A 23,036-nucleotide genomic window follows, 5' to 3' on the forward strand; every position below is an offset into this window, starting at 1 on the left:
TCCCGCCCGCTCACGCGCCGAACAGCTTGCGGCGGATGGCGGCGGCGTTGGAGAAGATCCGGATGCCCAGCACGACCACGACGCCGGTGGACAGCTGGGATCCCACCCCGAGCTGGTCGCCCAGGAAGACGATCAGCGCGGCGATGACGGCGTTGCTCAGGAACGACACGACGAAGACCTTCTCGTCGAAGACGCCCTCGAGCCGGGCCCGGACCCCGCCGGCCATCGCGTCCAGCGCGGCCACGATCGCGATCGGCAGGTACGGCTGGAGCCACAGCGGCACGTCGGGCTCGAACACCAGGCCGAGCGCGATCCCGACCAGCAGGCCGAGCAGCGCGATCACGGCCGGTCCCCCTCTCGCGCGTACCGCGGCCCGAGCGTTCCCGCGCCGGGCAGCCGGGCGCGGTCGCCGGCGCGCACGTCGTACCTGATCCCGTAGCGCTCGCGCAGCAGCAGTGCCCTGCGGTCGGCGGCCGAGCCCTCGAAGGCCTCCCGCAGCCGCGCCCGACTGCGGCCCGACGCGGTTATCGCGGTTACTTCATAGGGCGTGCCCAGCGGCCGGTAGTCCACCAGGATCGCCTCTCCGGCGGTACGGATCGCCGTGGTCGGGGTCAGCCGCTGCCCGTTGATGCCGATGGCGGTCGCGCCGGCCGCCCAGAGCCCGTTCACCAGGACCTGGAGGTCCTGATCATAGACCCGGTCCTCGGCCGGCCCGCGGTCGCCGGCCCCCGGGCGCGGCGCGTCGTCCAGGGTCAGGATGAGGGCGGGGCCGGCGACGTCGGTGGCCGCCGCCGAGGCGGCCGCCGCGGCCAGGCCGTGCCGCGCGCGCCGGCCGGCGGCGCTGCGGGCCAGCGCGGACGCCCGCCGCCGCTGGGTGTCCTCCCGGAGCGTGTCCAGGCGGCGCTGCAGCTCGTCGGTACGGGCGGTGCGCGCGCGGATCTCGGCGACCAGCCGGGAGCGCTGCTCGGCCGCCGCCGGCTCGCCCCGCCGTACCTCGGCTCCCGCGACCACGATCAGCAGGCCCACCAGGATCAGCACGAGCGGCACGCCGCTCCTGGCCAGGGGCCCGTGCCGCGCGGCGCGGTCCTTCCCGGCGGCCTCGCGGCGCGCGGCGGCCTCGGCGTAGCCGGGGTCGAGCACCTTGCCCGCGAACAGGTCCGACAGCAGCGACATGGAGGCGTCCGGACGCCGCCACTCAGGTCCCTCGCGCCCCTCGCGTCGCTGCGTCACGGCCCCATCATGGCAAGGTCCGCCAAATCGAGGCGCAGGTCAGGGCGTGTCGCCATCGGTGAACGGAGGGAAGGTGACACGGAAGCGGGCCCCTTCGCCGGGTCCGGAACGGACCTCGGCGCGGCCGCCGTGGGCCTCGGCCACGGCCGCCACGATCGACAGGCCGAGCCCGGCCCCGCCCTGGTCGCGGGTACGGGCGGGGTCGGCGCGGTAGAACCGCTCGAACACCCGGTCCCGCTCATCGCCCGCGAGGCCGGGCCCCTCGTCGGCCACCTCCAGCACCACCGCGCCGTCCTCCTCGGCCACCCGGACGGTCGCGGCCGTGCCCGGCGGGGTGTGCAGCCGGGCGTTGGCCAGCAGGTTGCCGAGGACCTGGCGGAGGCGCCCGGCGTCGCCGCGTACGATCACCGGCCCGCCGGGCTCCAGGGTGAGCGGCCAGGTGGGTTCGACGGCGCGGGCGTCGGCGACGGCGGAGGCGGCCAGGTCGGCGAGGTCGACGGGTTCGCGCTCCAGCGGGCGGCCCTGGTCGAGCCGGGCCAGCAGCAGCATCTCGTCGACCAGCCGTCCCATCCGCTCGGCCTCGGACTCGATCCGGCTCATCGCCTTGGCCAGGTCGGCGGGCCGGTCGGCGGCGCCGCGCCGGAACAGCTCGGCGTAGCCGCGGACGGTGGCCAGCGGGGTGCGCAGCTCGTGCGAGGCGTCGGCGACGAAGCGGCGGAGCCGTTCCTCGCTCTCCGCGCGCTCGCGGAACGCCGACTCGATCTGGCCGAGCATCGTGTTCAGGGCGGCGCCGAGCCGGCCCACCTCCGAGCGCGGGCCCTGCTCGGGGACGCGCCGGGCCAGGTCGCCGTCCCCGATCGCCCCGGCGGCCGCGGCGATCTCCTCCAGCGGGCGGGTCGCGCGCCGTACCGCGTGCCGGGCCAGCAGCCCGACGGCGGCCAGGACGGCGACGCTGACGGTGACCTGGCTCCCCAGGGTCCTGCCGAGCAGCTCGTCCTGCTCGGTCGTGCGCATGGCCATGACGAGCGTGCCGCCGCCGTCGGGCAGCCAGGCGGTGCGGATCCGCCAGTCGGGCACGCCGCGCCCGAACGGTCCCTCGCTGCCGTCCCCCGGCCGGACCTTGGCCTCGATCCTGGTGAACCGCTCGCCGTCGGGGTTGTCCGGGGTGATCCGCCCGGGCCGCAGATCCGCCGGCAGGGCCGGGGTCTCGGCGAACGCGACGGTCTGCACGACCCGCCCGCCGGAGTCGCGGATCTGCAGGAACGAGGGGAATCCGCCGTGCAGGCTCCCCGCGTGCCAGAGCCGGGACAGGTCCGAGTCCGGCGGCGGCAGGCGCAGGGCCGTCGCGCCGGGACGGCCCGCCCCGCGTTCGCGGGTCAGGGTCGCGGCCTCCCGGCCGACCGAGCTGAGCAGGCGGTCGCCGGAGTCGGCCTCCCATTCGAAGAGCGCGGCGAAGGTGGCGCCGCCGGCGATGGACAGGGCCAGGGCCAGCAGCCCGACCACGGTCAGCACCAGCCGGGTGCGCAGCGACATCCGGGACGCGGCCATCAGTCCTCCCGGGGGAGCCGGAGGATGTAGCCCACCCGGGGCACGGTGTGGATCAGCCGCGGCCCGCGGTCGTCGATCTTGCGCCGCAGGTAGCTCACATAGGTCTGCACGACGTTGTCGGCGCCGCCGAAGTCGTACTCCCAGACGTGGTCGAGGATCTGCCGTTTGGACAGCACCCGGCCCGCGTTCAGGACCAGGTAGCGCAGCAGCTTGAACTCGGTCGGCGTGAGCTCGGCGAGCCGGCCGCCCCGGCGCACCTCGTAGGTGTCCTCGTCGATCTCCAGGTCGGCGAAGGCCAGCACGGCACGTTCCGGCGCGGCGGGACGGGCCCGGCGCAGCACCGCGCGGATCCGCGCGATCAGCTCCTCCAGGCTGAACGGCTTGGTCACGTAGTCGTCGCCGCCCACCGTGAGCCCCTTGATCTTGTCCTCGGTGGTGTCGCGGGCGGTGAGGAAGACCACCGGGGCCTGGTTCCCGCCGCGCCGCAGCCGGGCGCAGGCGTCCAGGCCGGAGCCGTCGGGCAGCATCACGTCCAGCACGATCAGGTGCGGGGCGAACCGGGCGGCCTCGGTGAGGGTCTCGGCGCCCGAGCCGGCCACGGCCGTCTCGAACCCCTCGTACCGCAGCGCGGTCGCCACCAGGTCGGCCAGGTAGGGCTCGTCGTCGACGACGAGGATCCGCGCGGGGCCGGCTTCATCGGGAGGGGGCACACCGCACAGTCTCGCCCGCCGGCGCTGTGCGCGCCCTAGGGGATCGCTGGGGAAACCCTGTGAGATCGCTGTGAACGGGCGGTTCACAGGGCTCTCACAGACCGCTCACACGGCGTCCGAAGAGCGGGCCGCTGCACTGGTCGGCATGAACGCATTCTCTGGTTTCGTGCTGCGGCACAAACTGCTGATCACCTTGCTGTGGCTGGTGGTGACCTGTGCGGGCGCCGTCGCCGCCACCCAGGTCACCGACCGGCTGAAGGAGGACTTCACGCCGCCCGGCTCGGCGGCCCGTACCGCCAACGAGATGATCGCCGGGACGTACGGGACGGGCGGCGCCGAAACGCCGCTGGTCCCGGTGGTCACGCTCCCGGCCGGGCGGCCGGTGGACGCGCCGGCCGTCAGGAAGGCGCTCGGCGAGGCGTACGCGGCGGCCGCCCGGCAGTCCGGCGGACGGGCCGTCTCGTACGCCGGCACCGGCGACCGCCGGCTGGTGAGCGCGGACGGCCGGACCACGTTCGGGCTGGTCTTCCCCCGCGCGGCCGAGGAGGGCGAAGGCGAGGAGGCCGAGGCGGACGCCCTGAGCGCCCCGCTGGCCGAGGCCATGCGCGCGCACCTGCCACCAGGCGCGACGCTGCGGGTGACGAGCATGGAGGGCCTGGCGGAGAGCGCCGGAAGCGAGGGGCCGAGCGTCCTGATGGAGACCCTCGTCGGCGGAGTGGGCGCGCTGGTCGTGCTCGCCTTCGTCTTCGGATCGCTGCTGGCGGTGGTCCCGCTGGCGGTCGCGGTGGTGTCGATCCTGGCCTCGTTCCTGGTCGTCTACGGCGTGACGGGCGTCACCGACGTGAACTTCATGGTCCAGTTCGTGGTGGCCCTGATCGGCCTCGGCGTGGCGATCGACTACTCGCTGCTGCTGGTCACCCGCTGGCGGGAGGAGCGGGCCGCCGGGCACCGGGGCGAGGAGGCGGTGCGCCGGGCGATGGCCACCGCCGGCCACGCGGTGGTGTCCAGCGCGGTCGCGGTCGCGATCGGGCTGATCGCGATGGTCGCGCTGCCGGTCGGGTTCCTGCGCAGCGTCGCGTACGGCGGCATGATCATCCCGGCGGTGAGCGCGCTGGCCGCGCTGACGCTGCTCCCGATCGTGCTGGCCACCGCCGGGCCCGCGCTCGACCGCCGGTGGCGCCGCGCCGGGACGGGCACCGGGGCGAGCCGCGCCTGGACGGCGTGGACCCGCCAGGTGATCAGGTTCCGGGTCCCGGCGGTGCTGGGTTCGGCCGCGCTGCTCGGACTGCTCGCGTACGCGGCCCTGGGGCTGAACCTCGGCGAGGCGCACAGCGGCGCGCTGGCCAAGTCGGGACCGGCGTACGAGGGTCTGGCCACGCTCAAGCGGGCCGGGGTCCCGTCCGGCGTGCTCACGCCCGTGGACGTACTGGTCCCGGCCGGGACCGATCCCGCCGAGGTCGCCGCCCGGCTCCGGCAGGTGCGGGGCGTGCACACGGTCGTGGCGCCCGGCGGGGCCGGCTGGCGGCAGGGCGGGACGGCCCTGGTCACCGTGATCCCGGCCGCCGAGGGCGGGACGGCCGAGGGCAAGCGGGCCGTCGAGGCGATCCGTACCGCCGCTCCCCCGGGCACGCGGATCGGCGGCGAGACGGCCGCCGACCTCGACTTCACGAGGACGGTGTACGGCGCGTTCCCGATCCTGCTGGCCGTCATCGGGCTGCTGACGTTCGTGCTGCTGGCCCGGTCGTTCCGGTCCCTGCTGCTGCCGCTCAAGGCGGTGCTGCTCAACCTGGTGTCGCTGGGGGCCGTGCTGGGCGCGACCGTGCTGGTCTGGCAGCTGGGGTACGGCAGCGACCTGCTCTGGGGGATCTCGGCGACCGGCTCGATCGCGGTGTTCGTCCCGGCGATGCTGTTCGCGTTCCTGTACGGGCTGTCGATGGACTACGAGGTGTTCATCCTGGCCAGGATCCGCGAGGAGTACGACCGCACCGGCTCCACCGAGGCCGCGATCGTCGAGGGCATCGGGCGGACCGGGCGGCTGGTCACCAGCGCCGCGCTGATCCTGTGCCTGGCGTTCGTCTCGCTCGCCGCCGCGCCGATCATCGAGGTGAAGATCTTCGCGACCGGCCTGGCGCTCGGGATCCTGCTCGACGCCACGGTCGTGCGGGCGCTGCTCGTCCCGGCCCTGGTGTCGCTGTTCGGCCGGTGGAACTGGTGGCTGCCGCCGTGGGCCGCGCGGGTGCTGCGCGTCCCTCCATCAGGGGGCGGCGGTGGCGCGGGAGCGGTCGAGGGTGAGCTGCAGGGCCATCCCGGCCAGGACCGTGCCCATGAGCCGGCGCTGGACCCGCTGCCATAGGGGCCGCGCGGCCAGGAAGGCCGCGATCGAACCGGCGCCCAGGACGATGAGCGCGTTCACCGTGATCGCGACCGTGATCTGGGCGAGCCCCAGCAGCAGGATCTGCAGCGCCACGCCGCCGCGCTCGGGATCGACGAACTGCGGCAGCAGCGACACGTAGAAGATCGCGATCTTGGGGTTGAGCAGGTTGGTGACCAGCCCCATCGTGAACAGCCGGCGCGGCGGGTCGGCGGGCAGCTCGCGCGGCGCGAACGCCGTCCGCCCGCCGGGCCGCAGCGCCTGCCAGGCCAGCCACAGCAGGTACGCGGCGCCGGCGAGCTTGAGGACCGTGTAGACGGCGGGCACCAGCGTGAAGACCGCGGTCAGGCCGGCGGCCGCGGCCGTCACGTACAGCAGGAATCCGGCCGCGACGCCCGCCAGCGAGATCAGCCCGGCCCTGCGGCCCTGGATCACCGAGCGGGACACCAGATAGATCATGTTGGGCCCGGGCGTGAGAACGACCCCGAGCCCGATGAGGGCGATGCCGGCGACGGCGGTGAGTGAAACCATGCGATGACGGTAGAACCCCGGCATATCTCGGTGCAATAATCCGGATTGCTCTCGGGGCAATATTGGTGATCTTCCGACGATCAGCGACAGGGGCGGGTGACGGTGGAGGACTACCGGCGGGTGGCCGACAGGATCGCGGCCGAGATCGCGGCGGGGCGGCTGCGTCCCGGCGAGCGGCTCCCTCCGCAGCGCGCGCTGGCGCGGCGGCTGGCCATCGCCGACTCCACCGCCACCCGTGTCTACGCCGAGCTGGTCCGGCGCGGGCTGGTCGTCGGCGAGGTGGGCCGGGGAACGTTCGTCCGCGCGGCGCGGCCCGCCGCCGCGCCCGCCCTGACCCAGCCCGCCGCCACCAGGATCGACCTCGAACTCAACTACCCCATGGTCGAAGGGCAGACCGAACGGCTCGCCGCCGGTCTCGAACGGCTCCGCCGCCCCGACGTCCTGGAAGCGGCCCTTCGTCCCATGGGAGCCGGCGGCACCCCCGGTGCCCGCGAGGCGGCGGCGGCCGTGCTGGCCGGTCCCGGCTGGAGCCCCGACCCCGGGCACATCCTCTTCAGCGGGAACGGACGGCAGGCGATGGCCGGGGCCGTCTCGGCGCTCGTCCCCACCGGAGGGCGCCTGGCCGTCGAGGAACTCACCTACCCGGTCATCAAGGCCATCGCGGGGAGGCTGGGCATCACCCTGGTCCCCGTCGCGACCGACGAGCACGGGCTGGTCCCCGGCGCGCTCGCCGACGCCCACGGCCGCACGCCGGTCCAGGCCGTCTACGTCCAGCCGACCCTGCACAACCCGTACGGCACGACGATGCCGCCGCACCGCCGGGCCGAGCTGGCCGGCGTCCTGGACGAGCTGGGCCTGTACGCGGTCGAGGACGCGGTCTGGGCCTTCCTGGACGGGGACGCCCCCGCGCCCCTCGCCGCGTCGGCGCCGGGCCGCACGATCCTCGTCGACAGCCTCTCCAAGCGGCTGGCGCCCGGCCTGACCGCGGGCTTCGCGGTCACGCCCCCGGACCTGCTCGACCGGGTGGGCGCGGCGCTGCGGACCGGCGCCTGGACGCCGGCGGGGTACGCGCTGGAGGCGGCGGCCGGGTGGCTGGCCGACGGCACGGTCACCGCCCTGTCCGAGGCGAAGCGCGCCGACGCCGCGTACCGCCAGGAGATCGCCGGCCGGGAACTCGCGGACGCGGCGCTGCGTACCGCCGCGCACTCCTACTTCTGCTGGTGGGACCTGCCCGCGCCGTGGCGCGCCGAGACCTTCGTCGCGGCGGCCGCGCGGCGCGGGATCGCCGTGACCCCGGCCGCCGCGTTCGTGGTCGGCTCCGGCGCCGCCCCGCACGCGGTACGGATCGGCCTGGCCTCTCCCCCGCCCGGCGTGCTCGCGGACGCCCTCCGGACCCTCGCCGCCATCGCCCGGGGCACGCCCGACGACGCCGCGCTCGACTGAAGCCCCGGCGCCGAACGTCCCGGCCCGTACGACCGGGCGTTACGACTCGGCGCGCTCGACGACGGCCGCCCACTCCTGCAGCAGCTCCTGCGCCGCGTCGGAGTCCAGGGCCTCGGCCCACAGGTGGGTGACGGCCTCGGACGGGTCGGGCAGCACGAGCACCCAGCTCCCGTCCTCCTCCACGACCCGCACGCCGTCGGTGGTGTCGATGGTCCGGTCGCCCGCCGCCTCGACGACATGCCGCATCACGCCGCCCTTGGCCGCCCACGGCGTCGGCACCGACCGGCGCAGCAGATGAGCCTCGGGGATGCGGCGGTCGATCTGCGACAGCGTCAGCCGCGTCCGCGCGACCAGGCCGACCAGCCGGACGAACGCGGCGATCCCGTCCACGGTCCGGCTGAACTCGGGCATCAGGAACCCGCCCCGGCCGTCCCCGGCGAAGATCACCTCGGGCCGCCCGGCGGCCTTGGTCAGCACGTCCTGCGAGGTGGAGGTCCACTCCACCTGGACGCCGTGGAACCGGCACACCTGCTCGGCGACCCGGGTGGTGGTGACCGGCAGCGCCACCCGGCCGCCGCGCCGCTCGGCCGCGACCAGGTCCAGCATCACCAGCAGCGCCCGGTCGTCGCCGATCAGCGCGCCGCTCTCGTCCACCAGCGAGATCCGCTCCCCCACCGGGTCGAACCGGACGCCGAACGCGGCCCGCGAGGAGGACACCAGCTCGCCCAGCCGCTGCAGGTCGCGCATCCGCTCGGCGAGGGTCTCGGTCGGGTTGGCCTCGTCCAGCCGGTTGTTGCGGGTCAGCACGTCCACGCCGACCCGGCCCAGCAGCGTCGGCAGCACCAGCGAGGCGGTACCGCCGGCGCAGTCCAGAACGATCTTCAGCCCGGCCTCGCGGACACCGCTCATGTCCACCCGGCGCAGCAGCTCGTGGGCGTAGGTCTCGACCGTCCGGGCCGGATAGGTCAGCTCGGCGATCTCGCCGGGGAACGCCCGCCGGTACTCCTGCCGCCCGAAGACCCGCTCCAGCTTGCGCTGGGCCGCCTGGGACAGGTCGGCGCCGTCGGGGGCCAGGAACATGATGTCCACGCCCTGCGGGTCGCCCGGCGTCGTGCGCAGGTAGAGGCCGCCCGCGCAGTCCTCCCTGGCGGTCTCGAACCGCGCCATCGGCAGCGGGCACGCCTCCAGGTCGCGGACCTCGATCGCGCTGGAGGTGAGCGCGCTGATCACCGCCCGCTTGAGCGTGCGGGCCGCGCGCGAGACGTCCCGGCCGGTCACCACCGCGGTGCCCTTCTTGAGCGTGGTGGCGTACGCGCTGGCCAGCCGGACCGCCAGCTCCGGGGTGATCTCCACGTTGATCAGCCCGGACACCCCGCGCGGGCCGAACAGGTTGCGCTGCCCCCGCGACTCCCAGATCACGCTGGTGTTGACGACCGCGCCGGCCTCGATGGTCTTGAACGGGTACACCTTGACCTGGCTGGAGACGTACGCCTCGGCCTCGATCACGCACTCGTCCCCGACGATCGCGCCCTCCTCGACCCGGGCGCCGGCCATGATGTCGGTGTTCTTGCCGATCACGCAGCCGCGCAGGTTGGTCGAGGGCGCGATGAAGACGTTGTCGTGCACGATGGCGCGGTGCAGGAACGCGCCCTCCTTGACCACCACGTTGCTGCCCAGCACGGTGAACTCGCGCAGCTCGACGCCCGCCTCGACCTTGGCGTAGTCGCCGACGTACAGCGGGCCCTTCAGGACGGCCTCGGCGTCCACCTCGGCGCCCTCGGCGATCCACACGCCCGGCGACAGCTCGAACCCCTGCAGGTCGACGTCCACCAGGCCGGAGAGCATGTCGGCCTGGGCCTTCATGTAGCTGGCGTGGGTGCCGACGTCCTCCCAGTAGCAGTCTGCGACGTACCCGTACAGCGGCGCGCCCTCGGCCAGCAGCTTGGGGAACACGTCGCCGGACCAGTCCACGGACTCGCCGGTCGCGACGTGGTCGAGGACCTCCGGCTCCATGACGTAGATGCCGGTGTTGACGGTGTCGGAGAACACCTGCCCCCAGGTGGGCTTCTCCAGGAAGCGCTGGATGCGGCCCTCGTCGTCGACGATGATGATGCCGAACTCCAGCGGGTTGGGGACCCGCTTGAGGCCGATGGTGACCATCGCGCCGTTGCGGCGGTGGAAGCGCACCATGTCGGTCAGGTCGATGTCGGTGAGCGCGTCCCCGGAGATCACCAGGAACCGGTCGTCGCGCAGCGCCTCCGCCGCGTTCTTGACGCTGCCCGCGGTGCCCAGCGGGATCTCCTCGGTGGCGTAGCTCAGCGACATGCCGAGCTCCTCGCCGTCGCCGAAGTAGTTGCGGATCAGCGCGGCCAGGAACTGCACGGTGACCACGGTCTCGCTGAACCCGTGCCGCTTGAGCAGCCGCAGCACATGTTCCATGATCGGCCGGTTGACGAGCGGGAGCAGGGGCTTGGGCTGGTTGGCGGTCATCGGACGCAGCCGCGTCCCCTCGCCGCCCGCCATCACAACGGCCTTCATCGCGTGGACTCCGCTCCCTTCTGGTCGCCGGCCGAGGGATCCCGATCGGCGCCCGGCCCCGGACGCGGATCCGGGGGCGGTTCCGGAGGCGGTTCCGGGGGCCCGGCACGGCCGGCCAGCACCAGTTGCCGCGTCTGCGCCCAGTAGAGAAGGGCCGCCCACCAGTACAGGGCCGTCCCCCAGATGGCGAACGACCATCCGATGATCCGCGCGCCCGTGGCCACGGCGCCGTCGTGCCCGCCGAGCAGGAGCAGCGGGAACGCGTAGAGCAGGCACGCCGTCGCGGCCTTGCCGATGAAGTGCACCGGCAGCGCCCCGCCGTACCCCAGCCGGCGCAGCACCGGCACGATCGGCGTGATCGCCACCTCCCTGGCCACCAGCAGGACCACCAGCCAGAGCGGGATGATCTCCCGTACGGTCAGCCCCACCAGGGTCGCCAGGATGTAGAGCCGGTCGGCCGCCGGATCCAGCACGACGCCCAGCCGGCTCATCTGGTTCAGCATCCGCGCGAGCTTGCCGTCCAGCCAGTCCGAGAGACCGGCCACCACCAGCACGCCGAGCGCCCACCAGTCGGCCTCGGCCAGCACCAGCCACAGGAAGAGCGGAACCCCCAGCAGCCGGGCGAAGCTCAGCGCGTTCGGTACCGTCCAGATCCGGCCCCACGCCGCGTCCCGGCCCGGCTCCGGTGACCTGTCGACATCAGGACTCACTGACGCGATCGCCTCCCCTTCCCCAATGACCATGAGCCTATCGTCAGGCCGGGTAAACCCCTCCGTTCGATCCCGGCCCTACCTGGCGTCGGCGCGGCGTCCGGCGCCGGCCGCCGCGCCGAGGGGCAGCAGGGCGGTCACCACGAAGCCGCCCGCGGCGCCCGGACCGGTCTCGACCGTCCCGCCGACGCTGCGGGCGCGCTCGGTCATCCCGATGATCCCGAAGCCGGTGCCCGTGCCGCCGGCGGCGCGGCCGCGGCCGTTATCGGCCACCGTGATCCGCAGCACTCCGCCCTCGCGCTCCAGGGCCACCTCGACGCCGCTCGCCCGGGCGTGCTTGACCACGTTGGTCAGCGCCTCCTGGACGATCCGGTACGCCACGATCCCGGCCTCCGGCTCCTCGCGGCCCTCGCCCCGTTCGGTCAGTACCGCCTCGAGCCCGGCGGCCCGGGCCGCCTCGACCAGCTCGGCGATGCCCGCCGCGCCCGGTGGCACCGCGCGCGGCACGCCGGCGTCCTCGTGCTCGCGCAGCACCTGGAGCGTGGCCCGCAACTCGGTCCGGGTGTCGCGGCAGGTGGCGGCGATGCCGTCGAGCGTGCCGGCGAGTTCGGTGCGGTCCAGCGGCCGATGCGACTTGACCAGGTGGGCGGCCGCGCCCGCCTGCACGCCGATCACCGTGACGCTGTGCGCCAGCAGGTCGTGCAGGTCGCGGGCGATGCGCAGCCGCTCCTCGGCGACCCGCCGGCGGGCCTCCTCGTCGCGGGTGCGCTCGGCCCGCTCGGCCCGTTCGGTGATCGCCGCCATCCGCGCCCGGTGCACCCGCCATCCCTGGACGCCGACGACCACGGCGACGATGGCCTCGATCACACCGACCTGCTCGATGCCGCTGCGCCCGCTCGCGCCCATGGCGAAGATCACAGCGCAGGCGAGCAGCAGCGCGGCGGTTCCCGCCAGGACGGTCCGCACCCGGTGCCCGAGGACCGCGAACGTGAACAGCGCGAAGATCTCGGCGGGGGCGGCCGCGTGATGCTGGTACTGCAGCAGATGGAACGGCAGCGCCAGGGCGACGACCGCGGCCAGCGCGGTCCCGGGACGGCGGCGTCGCCAGGTCAGCGGCACATGCGCCGCGACGAGCATGAGCGTGCCGGGACCGTCGAGCGGGCGGACGCCCGGCCACCTCGCCGCCGCGGCGACCGCGCATCCGGCGAGCCCTGCCGCCAGCAGGGCGTCCAGTGCCGTACCCCGGATCCGGTCTTTGATCACCACAGCGCCAGTCTGCCCGAAACCCGCACCCACCACGAACGGCCCGGCCCTTGGACAGCGGGACGCCCGAGGGCCTAACGTCGGCGGCGACACATCGCGGGTGCCCGGCGAACCGGGCTGAGATAGCGGCTGGTACGGCCGCTGACCGCCGAACCTGTCCGGGTAATGCCGGCGTAGGGAGAGATCAAGTCAGATGGCCGAAACCGTGGTTTCACATGCCCGCAAGACCTACCTGCAGGGCTCGCGCGCCGATGTGCGGGTGCCGATGCGGGAGGTACCGCTGACCGACGGCGGCGCCGTGGTGCTGTACGACACGTCCGGGCCGTACACCGATCCCGCGTACGAGGCGGACGTGCGGCGCGGGCTTCCGGCGCTGCGCGAGGCGTGGATCGCCGGGCGCGGCGACACCGCCGGGTACGAGGGCCGTTCCGTGCGGCCGGAGGACGACGGGCGCGGGTCGTCCGATCCGCTCAGGGACCGGGCGGCGTTCCCCGAACGCCGCCCGCGCAGGTCCACCGGAGGGGCGGTGACGCAGCGCGCCTACGCCCGGCAGGGAGAGATCACGCCGGAGATGGAGTTCGTGGCGCTGCGCGAGGGCGTCGAGCCGGAGTTCGTGCGGAGCGAGCTGGCCGCCGGGCGGGCGGTGCTGCCGGCCAACGTCAACCATCCCGAGATCGAGCCGATGATCATCGGCAGGAACTTCCTGGTCAAGGTCAACGCGAACATCGGCAACAGCGCGGTGGCGTCCTCGATCGAGGACGAGGTCGAGAAGATGACCTGGGCGGCCCGCTGGGGCGCCGACACGATCATGGACCTGTCCACCGGCCGGGACATCCACACCACCCGCGAGTGGATCCTGCGCAACTCCCCCGTCCCGGTCGGCACCGTGCCGCTCTACCAGGCGGTGGAGAAGGTCGGCGGCGACCCGGCCGCGCTCACCTACGAGGTCTTCCGCGACACCGTGATCGAGCAGGCCGAGCAGGGCGTCGACTACATGACCGTGCACGCGGGCGTCCTGCTGCGGTACGTGCCGATGACGGCCCGGCGCAAGACCGGGATCGTCTCGCGGGGCGGCTCGATCATGGCCGCCTGGTGCCTGGCCCATCACGAGGAGAACTTCCTCTACACGCGCTTCCGCGAGCTGTGCGAGATCTTCGCCGCGTACGACGTGACCTGGTCGCTGGGCGACGGGCTGCGGCCGGGCTCGATCGCCGACGCCAACGACGAGGCGCAGTTCGCCGAGCTGCGCACCCAGGGCGAGCTGACCCGGATCGCGGCCGGGTACGGCTGCCAGGTGATGAACGAGGGCCCGGGGCATGTCCCGATGCACAAGATCAAGGAGAACGTGGACCGGCAGCAGGAGTGGTGCGACGGGGCGCCGTTCTACACCCTCGGGCCGCTGACCACCGACATCGCGCCGGGCTACGACCACATCACCTCGGCGATCGGCGCCGCGATGATCGGCTGGCACGGCACCGCGATGCTCTGCTACGTCACCCCGAAGGAGCATCTGGGGCTGCCCGACCGCGACGACGTGAAGGCGGGGATGATCGCGTACAAGATCGCCGCCCATGCCGCCGACCTGGCCAAGGGGCATCCGGGCGCCCAGGCGTGGGACGACGCGCTGTCGGACGCGCGGTTCGAGTTCCGCTGGGAGGACCAGTTCAACCTGGCGCTGGATCCGGAGACGGCGCGCTCGTTCCATGACGAGACGCTGCCCGCCGCGCCCGCCAAGACCGCGCACTTCTGCTCGATGTGCGGCCCGCACTTCTGCGCGATGAAGATCACACAGGATGTGCGCCGGTACGCCGACGAGCGCGGGCTCGCCGGGCCGGAGGCGCTGGACGCGGGGATGCGCGACAAGGCGGCCGAATTCACCGGTTCGGGCGGCCGGATCTACCTGCCGGTGACCGGATCCGGCGACTGACCCGATTCCGGGTCCCCCCGTTCGCCCGGACTCACGCGGCCAGGGACGCCAGGGCCGCGCGTACGGGCCCAGGCCCAGGACGATGGACGGCGCGGGTGACCGTGGTGGTCACCCCCCCCGTCCGTGCCCCCGTGTCAGGCGTTCCGGCCCCACACGTACAGGCCGAGCGCCATCACCAGCACGCTGATCGCGCTCGCCACGCCCCGCAGCGTGTTCCAGGCGGTCCAGCGCGAGGAGTAGTCGGTCCAGATCCTGGCCGCCTCGGCGGGGTCGGCCGGGATCTTGGTGACGTCCAGCGCCTCGTTCATCGGCACGTTCACGATCACGGTCGGCAGGAACGCGCCCAGCAGGTAGATCCCGGCCGCCACGAAGAACAGCACCGCCGCCGAACGCTGGCCCAGGAGCAGCAGCGCCCCGCCCGTGGCCAGGCCGGCCAGCGGCGCGCCCGTGAAGTGGCTCAGGAAGACCGGGTTGAGGATTTTCTGGTTGATGCTCTGCATCGCCGCTATCGCGCTGCCCGCCTTGACGGCGTCCAGCCCGGGCATCACCGCGGTCGAGAAGGCGAGGAAGACCCCCGACACCCCGGTGGTGAGCAGCATCGCGAGCGTCGCCGCAACAGCGGCCAGCGTGAATTTCATCAGGTTTCCTTTCAGCTCCACACGCCGCTGGCGGCGGTGTCGCGGGCGAAGTCGGCGAAGTCCCGGGGCTCGCGGCCCAGGGCGCGCCGGACACCGTCGGCCGGGCGCGCGTTGCGCCCGTCCAGCACGGTGGTGAACAGGTAGAGGAGCAGTTCGCTGACCTCGTCGGGGACCCCGTGCTCCTTGAGCGCGGCGGCGTACCCGTCGGCGGGCACCGAGGTAAAGTGGATCTTACGGCCGGACGCCTCGGCGATCTCGGCGACCGCCTCGGCGAAGGTCAGCGCGCGGCGGCCGGTGATCTCGTACGTCCGGCCCACGTGGCCGTCCTCGGTCAGCGCGGCGACCGCCACGTCCGCGATGTCGTCGGCGTCGGCGAACGGCTCGGGCACGTCCCCGGCCGGGACCGCCACCTCGCCCGCCAGCACCCCGTCCAGCAGGTAGTCCTCGCTGAAGTTCTGGGCGAACCAGCTGGCCCGCAGGACCGTCCACTCGGCGCCGGCGTCCTTGAGCGCCTGCTCGGCCACCTTCGCCTCGTCCTCGCCGCGCCCCGACAGCAGCACGACCCGGTCCGCGCCCGCCTCCACCGCCGCCGCGCCGAACGCCCCGATGTCCTCGGCCGCGCCCGGCACCGTCAGGTCCGGGTAGTAGGCCATGTACACCGCGTCCACGCCGTCGAGGACGGCCTTCCAGGTCGACCGGTCCTTCCAGTCGAACGGGGGCTCCCCGGACCGCGACCCGACCCGTACGGGAACGCCGCGCTCCTCCAGCCTCCGCACCACCCGGCGGCCGGTCTTGCCCGTTCCGCCCAGGATCAGCTTCGTCGATGCGTTCGAGTTGTTCGTGTTGTCCGTCATGCCCATCAGTCAACCGAGCGGCGGACTCCGCGGACATCGTCGAGAGACTGGACCGCATACGCGAGCGTCTAATCTGAGCGCATGGACGCGCTGACCGACCTGCTGGACGGCCCCCGGGCCCGCGGCGCGTTCCTGCTGCGCGCGACGATGAGCGCGCCGTGGAGCATCCACTGCGCCGACGAGGCGCCGCTCAGCCTGTTCGCGATGGTGCGCGAGCACGCGTGGGTCCTGGCGGACGGCTTCGCCCCGGTCCGGATCGGGCCGGGCGACATCGTGATCGCGCGCGGACCCGAGCCGTACACCGTCGCCTGCGATCCCGCCGCGCCCGTGACGGTCATCATCAATCCCGGGCAGTCGTGCTCCGCGCCGGACGGGCGGAGCACGACCGAGGAGATGTGGTTCGGCGTACGGAGCTGGGGCAACGACCCCGGCGGCGCGACCGTGATGCTGATCGGCACGTACCCGATGCGCGGCGCCGTCACCCAGAAGCTGCTGGCCGCGCTGCCGCCGCTGATCGTGCTGTCCGCGGACACGCTGGACTCGCCGCTGCTGCGGCTGCTCGACCAGGAGATCGTCAAGGACGACCCCGGCCAGGACGTCGTGCTCGACCGGCTGCTCGACCTGCTGCTGATCGCCGTGCTGCGGACCTGGTTCTCGCGTCCCGAGGCCGAGGCGCCCGGCTGGTACCGGGCCGCCGGCGATCCCGTCGTCGGCCCCGCGCTGCGGCTGCTGCACGACGACCTCGCCCATCCGTGGACGGTCGCCACCCTCGCGGAGAAGAGCGGCGTCGCCCGCGCGACCCTCGCGCAGCGGTTCGCCAGGCTCGTCGGCGAGCCTCCGATGGGATACCTGACCGGGCTGCGGCTGGCCCAGGCCGCCGACCTGCTCCGCGAGACCGACGCGACGCTGGAGGCGGTGGCCCGCAAGGTGGGCTACGGCACCGCGTTCGCGCTCAGTACGGCCTTCAAGCGCGAACACGGCGTCAGTCCGCAGGAGTACCGCCTCAACCGGTGACCCCGCGAGGGCCGAGCGTCATGGCCGGTCGCGGCCCGGGACGGACAGGCGCACGTCGTCGACCTGCGCGCTGCCCTCGTAGAAGTTCATGTGCGGGTCACCGATCATGAACGTGTCGGGGTAGGCCGACCCGGCGGGCCAGGTGTCACGGTCGGTGTAGGTGCCGCCCGCCCCGTTCCAGGTCCAGTCGGCGTTGAAGCGCCCGTCGTACTCCGATGGCTTCTGGTTGTAGTGCCAGATCGGCTCGCCGTCCTGGACGAACGCGCGCGTGTAGCGGTACGTCGCCTGCCCGACGTGCGCGAACACCCCGGACATCTCCATCGTGTACGCGCCGTCGCGCCGTTCGATGGCGAACCGGTAACTCTCCTCGGGCATCAGTTCCGGCTTCAGGTCGACCTGGGACACGATGGCCTTGCCCTTGGCGACCCCGCACTCGCTGTGCATCAGGTACTCGGTACCGGGCTGGTTGGTGTAGCGCCGGTCGTCGGTCATGAAGATGGCGTTGACGCCGTTGCCGGTGCCCGCGCCGTACGGCTCGTACTGCTTGGTCTGCGGGTTGCAGTAGCGCAGCCCCGTGCCGGTGTACTTGTAGCGGTTGTAGGAGTCCATCGCCACCTTGCGGTGCGTGTGGACGAAGACGTTGTTGTGCGGCGCCGGACGCGCGTAGTCCATGATGCCGAGGTAGTAGAAGCCGTTGGAGTCGGTACGGACGTCGTACCACTGGCACTCGGGCCGGGAGAAGTCGCCGCTCGACGCCCACGGATGGTTGGTCTTGCAGCCCTCGGGCGAGTAGCCGTTGATCCGCCCGTCCGCGTAGTCCCACGAGCCCTCGCGCTGCCCGCCGAAGTCGAGCCCGCGCAGCGTCATCTCCACGCGGTACTCGCTCGGCAGCGCCTGCGTGGAACGGATGAGCACCCCGCCGTGATGGCTGGGCTCGTCCATGTGCGCGACGCCCTTGCGGGTCGTCAGCGAGGGCGGCGCGTCCGGAGTGCCGTCCTTGTCGGAGTCGCGGGCGGCCAGCTCGGCCGTCAGCCAGCCGCCGGCGCCGAAGCTGAACGACTTGCGATAGGTGTCGAAGGCGGACAGCTGCTGCCGGAACGCCGGGCCGCCCACGGTCTCGAAGAACTTGCCGTCGTTGTCGTAGGCGTCGACGTCGTACGGGCTGCCCGGCCCGTCGTCGTCGCGGACCCAGCGGGCCTGGCCGTCACTCAGCGCCCGGTTGAACTTCTCCGCCCGTACCAGCCGCCAGTCGCCGTCGCCGCCCCGGCCGTCCCCGGGGCCGTCTGCTTGGGCCGGCGCCGTCACCAGTGCCGCCGGCAGGATCAACGGCAGCGCCAGTGCCATCGCTCCCCGTACGAACTTCCTCATCTTCGCCGCCTTCCGTCCCGCGCGTCCCGCGCGCACGCTGTCGGTCCGAGCGAGATTAGACCGATCCAATCCGGGCCCGCCACGGCAAACATGCACAAGATTGGTATTGACCACTGGGCGGCACTGCCGGACATAGGCCGGACACAGGCTCGCCAGGGAGGGATCGATACCGGATGAAGAGGTATTTACCAGTACGCGGATCGGAAGGCCAGCAGGGCCCGGGAGAGGGGCCTCAGGTCAAGCCGCGCACCCGCTGATCCGCCCCGTTCGCGGCCTGTTCCGGACACGTTCCCGGGACGTTCCCCCCGGCCGGGAACCACGGCGCGCGCGGCGGCGTTTCACTCCGGAAAGGGCCCCATCGATATGACATGATGCGGGGCACATCAGCCGATACAAGGAGTGATATGACCACGAAACCGACCGGGGACGATCTGCGCACCGTGTTCACGCGGTCGGACCTCGGCGGTGACGACAGGCTCGATCTGATGGAGTTCGGCATGGTGCTCGACAGCCTCGGGCTGTCATGGACGCGCGCCGAGGTCCAGGACAGGTTCGAACGGGCGGACACCAATCTCGACGGCTTCATCACCTTCCCCGAGCTCCGCGTCCTGCTGGACACGCAGGGCTGGGACGTCGGCTCCGCGCGCGCCTGACCGCGCACCCCCGGCTCGCACATCGCGACGACACGCACATCGAGCGGCGGGCGACCGAGACGGCCGCGCCCCGAAGACGGAGGGCACGCAGTGACCGCTGGCGGGGCGATCGACCTCGCGTCCGTCCGGCACGACGTGCCGACCTCGGCCCGCGCGTACGGCTGGATGCTCGGCGGCAGGGACAACTACGAGATCGACCGGCGGTTCCTGCTGACCACGCTGCCGGCGTTCCCCGAATGCGTGGACATCGCCCGGCAGAACCGCGCGTTCCTGTACCGCGCCGTACGGCATCTGGCGCAGGAGGAGGGCATCCGGCAGTTCATCGATCTGGGCTGCGGGCTGCCGACCGAGAACAACGTGCACCAGGTCGCCCGGTCCTTCGCGCCCGACGCGCGGGTGGTGTACGTCGACATCGATCCGATCGTGCTGGCGCACGCGCGGGCACTGCTGGCCTCCGACGCCGGCACCGCCGTGCTGCAGGCCGACATGCGCGAGCCGGAGAAGGTGCTCGACCACCCCGACGTGCGGCACCTGATCGACTTCAGCGAGCCGGTCGCGGTGCTGTTCCTGTCGGTGGTGCACCATCTGGGGGACGACGACGATCCGCGCGGGACGCTCCGTACGATCATCGACCGGGCGGCGCCGGGCAGCTGCCTGTGCCTGTCCCAGGTCGTGGCCGACGACCCCGCGCGCGGCCGGGAGATGAGCAGGCTGATCTCCGGCCAGGGCATCCCGTGGCGGACCCGCACGCCGGCCGAGGTGGACGCGTTCCTGGACGGGTTGGAGCCGGTCGAGCCGGGACTGGTCAACCTGGCCGACTGGCGGCCCGACCCGGACCAGCCCGCCCTCGCCCCGGTGGACGAGCCGCTGCTGCCCTACGTCGGGGCGACCAAGCTCAAACGCGGGGTCTACGAGTACGGCGGCATCGCCCGCAAGCCGTAGCCCGCATCGCCTTCGGGACCCCGCCTGGACCGCTTCCAGGCGGGGCTTCGGCACGTCAGGCGCCAGAATGACAGGCGGCCAGAATGGCAGGCGGTAGGTCAGCCGGTCAGACCGCGCGCCCGCGGCGGCGCCGGTAGAGGCGGACCAGCGCGGCGGTGGACGGGTCGGGCGCGCCGTCGGCGGGCTCCGCCGAGGTCAGCGCCGGCACCAGGTCCTGCGCCATCACCTTGCCCAGCTCGACGCCCCACTGGTCGAACGAGTCGATCCCCCAGACCGTCCCCTGCACGAACACGATGTGCTCGTACAGCGCGATCAGCTGCCCCAGCGTCGCCGGGGTGAGGCGGGGCGCCAGGATCGTGCTGCTCGGCCGGTTGCCGGGCATCACCTTGTGCGGGACGAGGTCGGCGGGCGTCCCTTCGGCGGCGATCTCCTCGGCCGTCTTGCCGAACGCCAGCGCCGAGGCCTGCGCCAGCATGTTGGCCATCAGCAGATCGTGCATGCCGCCGCCGTCGGCCTGGACGTCCTCGAACGGCTCGGCGAAGCCGATGAAGTCGGCCGGGACCAGCCGGGTGCCCTGGTGCAGCAGCTGGTAGAAGGCGTGCTGCCCGTTGGTGCCGGGCTCGCCCCAGTAGATCTGCCCGGTCTGCGCGACGACCGGTGCCCCGTCGGCCCGTACCGACTTGCCGTTGGACTCCATCGTGAGCTGCTGCAGGTAGGCGGGGAACCGCGACAGCCGCTGGCTGTACGGCAGGACCGCCAGGGTCTGCGCGGCGAAGAAGTCGGTGTACCAGACGCCGAGCATCCCCATGATGACCGGCAGGTTGGCCTCGAACGGCGCGCGCCGGAAGTGGTCGTCGATCGCGTGGAACCCGCCGAGCATCTCGCGGAACCGGTCCGGCCCGATCGCGATCATCAGCGACAGCCCGATCGCGCCGTCCATCGAGTACCGGCCGCCGACCCAGTCCCAGAACCCGAACATGTTGCCGGTGTCGATCCCGAACTCCGCGACCCGCTCGGCGTTCGTCGACACGGCCACGAAGTGCCGCGACACGGCCTTCTCGTCGCCCAGCCGGTCGACCAGCCACGCCCGCGCGGCGCGCGCGTTGGCCAGGGTCTCCAGCGTGCCGAACGTCTTGGAGCTGACGATCACCAGCGTCTGCTCGGGATCGAGGTCGGCCAGCGTCCCGGTCACGTCGGCCGGATCGATGTTGGACACGAACCGGCACGAGATCCCGGCATCCGCGTAGTCGCGCAGCGCCTCGTACGCCATGGCAGGGCCCAGGTCGGAGCCGCCGATGCCGATGTTGACCACCGTGCGGATCGGCTTTCCGGTGAAGCCCGTCCACTTGCCCGAACGCACCCGCCCGGAGAAGTCCGCCATCTTGTCCAGGACGGCGTGCACATCGGCCACGGCGTCCTGGCCGTCCACCGTCAGGGAGGCGTCCCGGGGCATCCGCAGCGCGGTGTGCAGGACGGCCCGGTCCTCGCTGACGTTGATCCGCTCACCGGCGAACATCGCGTCGATGCGCTCCCGCAGCCCGGCCCGCTCGGCCAGGGCCACCAGCAGCCGGACCGTCTCGTCGGTCGCCCGGTGCTTGGAGAAGTCCAGGTAGAGGTCGCCGCCGGTCGCCGTCATCCGCTCGGCCCGTCCCGGGTCCTTGTCGAACAGCTCGCGCAGGTGCCGCCCGGCCAGCTCCTCGTGGTGGTGTGCGGTCAGCGCCGCCCACTCGGAGCTTTCGGTGATATCGGCCATGTCCCCTCATCTCCTTGCCCAACCGGCCGGGCCGCCCCCGGATGCGGCTCCCCTGTCCCTTCCCCGCATCCCGGCTCCATGCCAAAGGCGATCATAGGTCGGGGGCCCGCCGCGCGCCGCCGCTCCCCCAGGAACGGTGTGTCAACCGGCCTGGGGGGCGGTGGTCATCGGACGGCGACCGCCGGTTCGGGCACCGTCCCGCCGGGGCCCGCGGCCAGGGCGGGCACCGGAACGGGAGCGGGCTCCGCCGGCGGGGCGGGGTCCTCGGCCGGGGCGGTCACGGCGGCCGCGCGGCCGAAGAGGGTGATCTTGCCCATCCGCCACAGCGCGTAGCCGGCGGCCAGGGCGGCCAGCACGCTGATCGTCCCGGCGAGGGAGAGCGCGGCGCGAGGGCCCAGGCTGTCGCTCAGGAAGCCCAGCAGGGGCCCGCCCGCGGCGCCCGAGGCGGCACCGACCATGCCCTGAGCGGCGATCACACGGCCGCGCAGAATGGCGGGGCTGTCGAGCTGGACGCGGGTGCTGACGGTGGTGTCGATCACGACCGCGCCCGCCGCGATGGGCAGCAGCACGGCACCGAACATCAGCAGGTTGGCCGAGCCACCGCTGATCATCTGGCCGATCGAGCACACCGACGCCATGGCCAGCAGCAGGGCCAGGGAGAGCCGGGCCCGGCTGGCGGCGTAGAGGCCGCCGAGGACGGTGCCGACCGCGAAGGCGACCGAGAGCGCGCCGTACCCGGAGGCGCCGCCGTTCAGCGGGCCCTCGCTCATGGCGGCCATCGTCACCTGGTAGTTGCGGCCGAGGCTGCCCAGCACGAACGCCAGGCCGAGGGTGACCAGCATCCAGGGGGTCCGGAACACGTAGCGCAGCCCCGCGGAGACGCCCCGCTCGCCGGCCTCGGCTCGCGGGATGGGGTGCAGTTCGCGCTTGCGGATCAGCGCCAGGACGATGATCACGCCGGCGAAGCTGACCGCGTCGGCCGCGAAGGCGCCGGCCACCCCGGCGAGCGGGATCACCACGCCGGCCAGGCTCATCCCGAGGATCCGCCCGGCCGAGCTGAGCACCGAGCCCAGCGACAGCGCGTTGGACAGGTCCTCGGGGCCCACGACCTCGGCACCGAACCGGCCCAGGGACGGGCTGCTGAGCGCCGTCGCGGTACCGGACAGGAACGAGATCATGTACAGCCAGGTGGTGGACCCCGGATCGCCGGAGGCCATGAAGGCCAGGGTCGTGGACAGGGCCGCCTGGACGATCTGGCCGGTCATGACGACCTGGCGGGCCGGCAGCCGGTCGGCGATCACACCTCCCCACGGCCCGAGCAGGAGGGTCGGCACGGCCTGCATGAGGAGCCCGAGCCCGACGCTGGTCGCCGATCCGGTGATGGACAGGATCAGCCAGTTGAGCGCCAGCACCTGCATCCACGTACCGGTGACCGAAATCAGGTCAGCGGTCGCCCACATTCGATAGTTGTGGTGACGCAGCGAGCGCAACATAGGAGGTAGTGCCAAAACCCTCTTCCTTCTTGTGGGAGCACAGAGAGCTT

General features: G+C 73.0%; 19 protein-coding genes and 1 riboswitch. Of the genes, 6 read left to right on the forward strand and 13 right to left on the reverse strand.

The window, feature by feature from the left end:
* Positions 1-10 precede the first annotated feature (10 nt).
* From ACH34Q_RS16525 to ACH34Q_RS16540, 4 genes are read right to left on the reverse strand one after another with little or no spacing between them, the layout of a single operon-like run.
* Positions 11-343 (reverse strand): small basic family protein, encoded by a 333-nt coding sequence (locus ACH34Q_RS16525; RefSeq protein ID WP_395983826.1) that lies wholly within the window; start codon positions 341-343, stop codon positions 11-13.
* Positions 340-1,230: a DUF881 domain-containing protein gene (locus ACH34Q_RS16530; protein WP_395983827.1), complete on the reverse strand. Its 891-nt coding sequence runs from the start codon at positions 1,228-1,230 to the stop codon at positions 340-342. The genes ACH34Q_RS16525 and ACH34Q_RS16530 overlap by 4 nt, the downstream gene beginning before the upstream one ends.
* Positions 1,231-1,269: 39 nt before the next feature.
* Positions 1,270-2,778, reverse strand: a complete 1,509-nt coding sequence (locus ACH34Q_RS16535; RefSeq protein WP_395983828.1) for a sensor histidine kinase — start codon at positions 2,776-2,778, stop codon at positions 1,270-1,272.
* Positions 2,778-3,488 carry a response regulator transcription factor gene (locus ACH34Q_RS16540; RefSeq protein WP_395983829.1) on the reverse strand — a complete coding sequence of 237 codons (711 nt, stop codon included), beginning with the start codon at positions 3,486-3,488 and terminating at the stop codon, positions 2,778-2,780. Before ACH34Q_RS16540 ends, ACH34Q_RS16535 begins: the two co-directional genes overlap by 1 nt.
* A gap of 145 nt (positions 3,489-3,633) precedes the next feature.
* On the opposite strand from ACH34Q_RS16540, the gene ACH34Q_RS16545 reads away from it, so the two are divergent.
* Entirely contained in the window at positions 3,634-5,841 is a 2,208-nt protein-coding gene (locus ACH34Q_RS16545; protein ID WP_395983830.1) for an MMPL family transporter, read from the forward strand.
* Here ACH34Q_RS16545 and ACH34Q_RS16550 read toward each other — a convergent pair.
* Positions 5,743-6,390, reverse strand: a complete 648-nt coding sequence (locus ACH34Q_RS16550) for a LysE family translocator (RefSeq protein ID WP_395983831.1) — start codon at positions 6,388-6,390, stop codon at positions 5,743-5,745. The two genes, ACH34Q_RS16545 and ACH34Q_RS16550, sit on opposite strands and share 99 nt — an antisense overlap.
* A 96-nt stretch (positions 6,391-6,486) precedes the next feature.
* On the opposite strand from ACH34Q_RS16550, the gene ACH34Q_RS16555 reads away from it, so the two are divergent.
* Positions 6,487-7,833: a PLP-dependent aminotransferase family protein gene (locus tag ACH34Q_RS16555; RefSeq protein WP_395983832.1), complete on the forward strand. Its 1,347-nt coding sequence runs from the start codon at positions 6,487-6,489 to the stop codon at positions 7,831-7,833.
* A 39-nt stretch (positions 7,834-7,872) separates the two neighbouring features.
* Here ACH34Q_RS16555 and ACH34Q_RS16560 read toward each other — a convergent pair whose 3' ends face one another.
* Genes ACH34Q_RS16560 through ACH34Q_RS16570 form a run of 3 tightly spaced genes read right to left on the reverse strand, consistent with a single transcriptional unit; the run spans position 7,873 to position 12,347 of the window.
* Complete coding sequence (locus tag ACH34Q_RS16560) at positions 7,873-10,371, reverse strand: sugar phosphate nucleotidyltransferase (RefSeq protein ID WP_395983833.1); 2,499 nt, start codon at positions 10,369-10,371, stop codon at positions 7,873-7,875.
* Positions 10,368-11,114 carry a CDP-alcohol phosphatidyltransferase family protein gene (locus ACH34Q_RS16565; protein WP_395983834.1) on the reverse strand — a complete coding sequence of 249 codons (747 nt, stop codon included), beginning with the start codon at positions 11,112-11,114 and terminating at the stop codon, positions 10,368-10,370. Before ACH34Q_RS16565 ends, ACH34Q_RS16560 begins: the two co-directional genes overlap by 4 nt.
* Positions 11,115-11,159: 45 nt before the next feature.
* Entirely contained in the window at positions 11,160-12,347 is a 1,188-nt protein-coding gene (locus tag ACH34Q_RS16570) for a sensor histidine kinase (protein WP_395983835.1), read from the reverse strand.
* A gap of 83 nt (positions 12,348-12,430) precedes the next feature.
* Positions 12,431-12,541: riboswitch (TPP riboswitch) on the forward strand.
* Between ACH34Q_RS16570 and thiC the strand changes: the two genes are divergently transcribed.
* Positions 12,538-14,271, forward strand: a complete 1,734-nt coding sequence (gene thiC, locus ACH34Q_RS16575; RefSeq protein ID WP_395983836.1) for a phosphomethylpyrimidine synthase ThiC — start codon at positions 12,538-12,540, stop codon at positions 14,269-14,271. Its footprint overlaps the riboswitch before it by 4 nt.
* A 134-nt stretch (positions 14,272-14,405) precedes the next feature.
* On the opposite strand, the gene ACH34Q_RS16580 is transcribed toward thiC, so the two are convergent.
* Together ACH34Q_RS16580 and ACH34Q_RS16585 are read right to left on the reverse strand one after the other, a co-directional pair.
* A complete protein-coding gene (locus ACH34Q_RS16580) occupies positions 14,406-14,909 on the reverse strand; it encodes a DUF1772 domain-containing protein (protein WP_395983837.1) in 504 nt (167 codons plus the stop codon).
* An 11-nt stretch (positions 14,910-14,920) separates the two neighbouring features.
* Positions 14,921-15,763 carry an NAD(P)H-binding protein gene (locus ACH34Q_RS16585; RefSeq protein WP_395983838.1) on the reverse strand — a complete coding sequence of 281 codons (843 nt, stop codon included), beginning with the start codon at positions 15,761-15,763 and terminating at the stop codon, positions 14,921-14,923.
* Between the two features lie 81 nt (positions 15,764-15,844).
* Here ACH34Q_RS16585 and ACH34Q_RS16590 point away from each other — a divergent pair, with 81 nt between their 5' ends.
* Entirely contained in the window at positions 15,845-16,777 is a 933-nt protein-coding gene (locus ACH34Q_RS16590) for a cupin domain-containing protein (protein ID WP_395983839.1), read from the forward strand.
* 18 nt (positions 16,778-16,795) lie between these two features.
* On the opposite strand, the gene ACH34Q_RS16595 is transcribed toward ACH34Q_RS16590, so the two are convergent.
* The gene (locus ACH34Q_RS16595; RefSeq protein ID WP_395983840.1) at positions 16,796-18,145 is read right to left on the reverse strand and encodes a hypothetical protein; all 1,350 of its coding nucleotides are present in this window, start codon (positions 18,143-18,145) and stop codon (positions 16,796-16,798) included.
* Between the two features lie 404 nt (positions 18,146-18,549).
* Here ACH34Q_RS16595 and ACH34Q_RS16600 point away from each other — a divergent pair, with 404 nt between their 5' ends.
* Both ACH34Q_RS16600 and ACH34Q_RS16605 read left to right on the forward strand, forming a co-directional pair.
* Positions 18,550-18,798 carry an EF-hand domain-containing protein gene (locus ACH34Q_RS16600; protein ID WP_395983841.1) on the forward strand — a complete coding sequence of 83 codons (249 nt, stop codon included), beginning with the start codon at positions 18,550-18,552 and terminating at the stop codon, positions 18,796-18,798.
* Positions 18,799-18,888: 90 nt separating this feature from the next.
* On the forward strand, positions 18,889-19,740 hold the full coding sequence (locus ACH34Q_RS16605; RefSeq protein WP_395983842.1) for an SAM-dependent methyltransferase: 852 nt from the start codon (positions 18,889-18,891) through the stop codon (positions 19,738-19,740).
* A gap of 106 nt (positions 19,741-19,846) precedes the next feature.
* Here ACH34Q_RS16605 and pgi read toward each other — a convergent pair whose 3' ends face one another.
* Together pgi and ACH34Q_RS16615 are read right to left on the reverse strand one after the other, a co-directional pair.
* Positions 19,847-21,493, reverse strand: coding sequence for a glucose-6-phosphate isomerase (gene pgi, locus ACH34Q_RS16610; protein ID WP_395983843.1), 1,647 nt, complete (start codon positions 21,491-21,493; stop codon positions 19,847-19,849).
* A 164-nt stretch (positions 21,494-21,657) separates the two neighbouring features.
* A complete protein-coding gene (locus ACH34Q_RS16615) occupies positions 21,658-22,986 on the reverse strand; it encodes an MFS transporter (RefSeq protein WP_395984001.1) in 1,329 nt (442 codons plus the stop codon).
* Between the last annotated feature and the right edge of the window lie 50 nt (positions 22,987-23,036).

Origin of the sequence: Actinomadura sp. 9N407 (genome assembly GCF_044326315.1) — a bacterium.
Classification (GTDB): domain Bacteria; phylum Actinomycetota; class Actinomycetes; order Streptosporangiales; family Streptosporangiaceae; genus Spirillospora.

Excerpts from the sequence above, each read along its gene's own strand:
- ACH34Q_RS16565 (WP_395983834.1), bottom strand. The coding sequence starts at position 11,114 with ATGGTCATTGGGGAAGGGGAGGCGATCGCGTCAGTGAGTCCTGATGTC.
- ACH34Q_RS16600 (WP_395983841.1), top strand. The coding sequence starts at position 18,550 with ATGACCACGAAACCGACCGGGGACGATCTGCGCACCGTGTTCACGCGG.
- ACH34Q_RS16585 (WP_395983838.1), bottom strand. The coding sequence starts at position 15,763 with ATGACGGACAACACGAACAACTCGAACGCATCGACGAAGCTGATCCTG.
- ACH34Q_RS16590 (WP_395983839.1), top strand. The coding sequence starts at position 15,845 with ATGGACGCGCTGACCGACCTGCTGGACGGCCCCCGGGCCCGCGGCGCG.
- thiC (WP_395983836.1), top strand. The coding sequence starts at position 12,538 with ATGGCCGAAACCGTGGTTTCACATGCCCGCAAGACCTACCTGCAGGGC.
- ACH34Q_RS16595 (WP_395983840.1), bottom strand. The coding sequence starts at position 18,145 with ATGAGGAAGTTCGTACGGGGAGCGATGGCACTGGCGCTGCCGTTGATC.
- ACH34Q_RS16545 (WP_395983830.1), top strand. The coding sequence starts at position 3,634 with ATGAACGCATTCTCTGGTTTCGTGCTGCGGCACAAACTGCTGATCACC.
- ACH34Q_RS16580 (WP_395983837.1), bottom strand. The coding sequence starts at position 14,909 with ATGAAATTCACGCTGGCCGCTGTTGCGGCGACGCTCGCGATGCTGCTC.
- ACH34Q_RS16560 (WP_395983833.1), bottom strand. The coding sequence starts at position 10,371 with ATGAAGGCCGTTGTGATGGCGGGCGGCGAGGGGACGCGGCTGCGTCCG.
- ACH34Q_RS16550 (WP_395983831.1), bottom strand. The coding sequence starts at position 6,390 with ATGGTTTCACTCACCGCCGTCGCCGGCATCGCCCTCATCGGGCTCGGG.
- ACH34Q_RS16615 (WP_395984001.1), bottom strand. The coding sequence starts at position 22,986 with ATGTTGCGCTCGCTGCGTCACCACAACTATCGAATGTGGGCGACCGCT.
- pgi (WP_395983843.1), bottom strand. The coding sequence starts at position 21,493 with ATGGCCGATATCACCGAAAGCTCCGAGTGGGCGGCGCTGACCGCACAC.
- ACH34Q_RS16535 (WP_395983828.1), bottom strand. The coding sequence starts at position 2,778 with ATGGCCGCGTCCCGGATGTCGCTGCGCACCCGGCTGGTGCTGACCGTG.